The organism is Selenomonadales bacterium, from assembly GCA_017442105.1.
Classification (GTDB): domain Bacteria; phylum Bacillota; class Negativicutes; order RGIG982; family RGIG982; genus RGIG982.
The window spans coordinates 1-3,658 of record JAFSAX010000209.1; the positions used below are offsets into that span (position 1 = coordinate 1).

The window sequence follows — 3,658 nt, forward strand, 5'->3', positions numbered from 1 at the left end:
CAATCTTTTTTTCATTCAACAGGCAAATTCTTTTTAAATCCTCAGCTTAAGTGCCACCTTCTTACTTATCGCCACCTTATTCATCTTATTATTAACACAATAGAGCAGACAACACTCTTTCTTTTTCATATACAAAAAGGAAAAGCCCCTCTATCGAGGGGACTTTTCCTTTAAATGATTCATATGTTTCGTGCGTCTTAAAGTGACTAGACAAATCACTCATTGCACCACTACATCCACCGTACTTAACCCGGAAGCATGAATCCGAGAGCGTTCGATTGGAGATAAATCAATACTGCGAGGATCAATACCATCAAGATACTGTGTCCTACTACTGCGCGCAAGATAGCACTTTCTTGACCGATCTGGTTAGTAGCTGCACATGCAACGGAGATGGACTGCGGCGAGATCATTTTCGCGCAAACACCACCGGATGCGTTACCTGCAACCAAGAGGTTCGGGTCGATCGAAAGCTGTTCAGCAGCCGTTTTCTGCATTGCTGCAAACAGTGCGCAAGAGGAAGTATCGGAACCCGTCAAGAATACGCCGAGGTAACCAAGGAGCGGCGAGAAGAACGGGAAGAGCGAACCAGTTGCCGTGAACGCCAAGCCGAGCGTGTAGCTCATGGACGAGTAGTTCATGATGTAAGCCAAACCGAGGATGCAAGCGATCGTGAAGATTGGCCATTTAAGCTGGTTGAGCGTGCGGAAGAAGCAAGCAATACCTTTTCCGAAACCGTAGTTCGGCATCAAGAAGAGACCGAGGATACCGGAGCAGAGGATTGCAGTACCGGTTGCCGATACGATGTTGAGAGCATATTTCGCGCCGTACGGCGTGTCAGCTGCAACAACCGGGATCGTTTTGATAACTTCGTTATGAAGGCCCGGCCAGAGGAACGAGAAGCCTTTATCCATGCCAACGAGTACGTTTTTGAAGCCGATGATTTTAGCATCTGCCCAAAGGAATACGAGAACCGCGAGGATGATGTACGGACCCCATGCGCGAACGATTTCGCCAGCGGAGTACGGACATTTCTGTGTGCTGTTTGTGTCAACCGGAGCATCAAAGTCGAAACGATAGATTTTCGACGGTTTCCAAACTTTGAAGAAACCTGCCAAAACAACGATCAAGATGATGGACGATAAGAGGTCAGTAATGTATGCATTGACGTAGTAAACGATACCAACGTGCGTTACTGCGAATACAACACCGCAAACGATAACTGCCGGGAGAACTTCGCCGACGCGTTTCCAACCGCCGATCATAACAGCGATCCAAAGCGGAACGATAAGAGCGAGAAGACCGGTCTGCGTTACGCCGTATTTAGCAACCGTCGTAAAGTCAAGACCTGTAACCGAAGCTGCAACTACTGTCGGGATACCAACGCCGCCGAGAGCTACCGGAGCCGTGTTAGCAACCAAGCAAACTGCTGCTGCGAAAATCGGGTTAAAACCAAGACCTGCAAGCATTGCTGCCGTGATAGCAACCGGAGTACCGAAACCTGCCGTACCTTCGAGGAAGCAGTTGAACGCTACTGCGATAACGAGTGCTTGCAAACGTCTGTCTTCTGTAAGCGAAGAAATCGAAGCTTTGATGATTTCGAATTCGCCGGATTCAACAGACATGTTGTAGATCCAAACTGCTGTAATAACGATCCAGCAGATCGGGAATACACCAAAAGCCGCACCATACAAGGTAGAATTGATAGCCAAACCAGCCGGCATACCATAAATTACGATTGCGATTACGATTGCGGAAAGAACGCCGCACGCTGCAGCGATCTGACCTTTAACTCTCATAACACCGAGCATTACCAAGATAACCAGAAGCGGAATCGCAGCAAACAGAGCTGACAATCCTAGACTTCCCATAGGATCATAAATTTGTGTCCACATAGACTTACACTCTCCTTATTATTCGTCTCTTAAGTCATGTTACTATACAGTTTACTAAGTAGTCCTCCTTCCCTCTGTCTTTTTCGTTAAAATAATTCCTGTGTATCAAGGCATACATAAAATACACTGCCTTATTAACTGTATATAAATTTCGCCGTTTTTTTCACGATTCCTGCTGTTTAATTCCAATTTTTCTGAATTTTATCGCTTTTGCGACTACCGTCATTCCTTTCTGTTATGCGTTTTATTCTGCACCATTATATAAAAAGTGTCATGCGCCCTTTATTTATCTGTATTTTTCGTCATATCTCTCATTTTTTTCACCTGATGAAATTTTTTGAAAATTTTTTTATTTTTTTGCAAAAATCAGGGCATATTCGCAAGATACTGATTGATATGATGATGAATTTTATAATATTCCTTCGTTTATACAGAAAAAAGGCCTTCTCTTTTTCAGAGAAAGCCTTTTTATATAAATCAGAAATTACGTTTCCCAACGAAGTCAACGACTTCTTCAAATGTTTTGCGAATATCGGCCGGAAGGTTCGTCGGCAATACTTCTTTCGCACGATTCAAATATTCGTCAACACGGTTATAGGAATATTCAATGGCATCGGTAGCCTTGATAAGTTCCAGTCCGCGTTTGACCATGTCGGCAGACATACCGCGTGTCGCAACGATCTCGGCAAGTTCTTCTTTGTGTTCGCTGACAGCAAGTGCACGAATAACAGGAAGTGTGACCATACCTTGTACGATATCATTGCCTGCCGGTTTGCCGAGCTGTTCGGAAGATGCCGTGATATCAAGGATATCGTCCGTTACCTGGAATGCCATACCGAGGCAATAACCATATTCTTTGAGTGCTTCAATCTCTGCCTCGCTGTGTTTGGCAACGATCGCACCGAGTTCACAGCTGGCAGCAATGAAGTAGGCTGTTTTTTTGGCAATACGTTCTGCATATTCTTCTTCCGTCTGTTTCGGATCGAATGCTTCCGAGTTCTGGATGATCTCACCTTCACTCAAGGAACAGATAACATCGCTGAGCGAACGGAGAACTTCTTTTTGACATCTGTGTTCCGCAACGAGTGCGAATGCTTTGGCAAACATATAATCGCCTGTAAGTACAGACATCTGGTTGCCCCACTTGACATTTGCCGTCGGAATACCGCGGCGAGTAGACGCTTCGTCAATGACATCATCATGTACTAATGTCGCCATATGAATAAGTTCAAGCGCGATCGCAAGCGACTGCAAGTTCTCGACTTTTTCACCGCGAGAATGTGCCGCCAAAAAATACAGCGCAGGACGAAGACGCTTGCCGCCCGCTTTCACCAGATGCGTGCCGATCTGTGTGATCAACATCGTCGGAGTCTGCGATATCGCCAAAAGTTCTTCCTCAAGCTGTGCCAAGTCATCTTTAATTACATCAAACATACTTTGTTTTGCCAATCCCATCACCTACAAACACTCATTTTCTCATCCAAGAGATTTTTTGAATACACATCCGTATTCCGCCGTTTTTATTTATGCTCATCATGGAAATAACGCATACTCGTTTTTTTCCATTCTTTTACGCTAAAGAGCATCGTATATTCCGTCAGACCTGTTTTTTCCGCAAGTCTTGCCGCGATCTCTTTACATTCTTCACGACTGTGTGCATGCACCATCGTGTAGAGGTTATATTGCCAATCGGGTACAACAACACGGTCATAGCAATGCGATATCTCCGGATTCTTCGCCATGAAGGAACCGATCTCTTCCAG

3 protein-coding genes are annotated in these 3,658 nt (G+C 45.1%); all 3 read right to left on the reverse strand.

Annotated elements, in window-relative coordinates; genetic code table 11:
- Positions 1-245 precede the first annotated feature (245 nt).
- Positions 246-1,895 carry a lactate permease LctP family transporter gene (locus IJN28_08090; GenBank protein MBQ6713727.1) on the reverse strand — a complete coding sequence of 550 codons (1,650 nt, stop codon included), beginning with the start codon at positions 1,893-1,895 and terminating at the stop codon, positions 246-248.
- Positions 1,896-2,372: 477 nt separating this feature from the next.
- A complete protein-coding gene (locus IJN28_08095) occupies positions 2,373-3,329 on the reverse strand; it encodes a polyprenyl synthetase family protein (protein ID MBQ6713728.1) in 957 nt (318 codons plus the stop codon).
- Positions 3,330-3,415: 86 nt separating this feature from the next.
- Positions 3,416-3,658: Lrp/AsnC family transcriptional regulator (locus IJN28_08100; GenBank protein ID MBQ6713729.1), on the reverse strand; the 243-nt coding region annotated here is incomplete at its 5' end.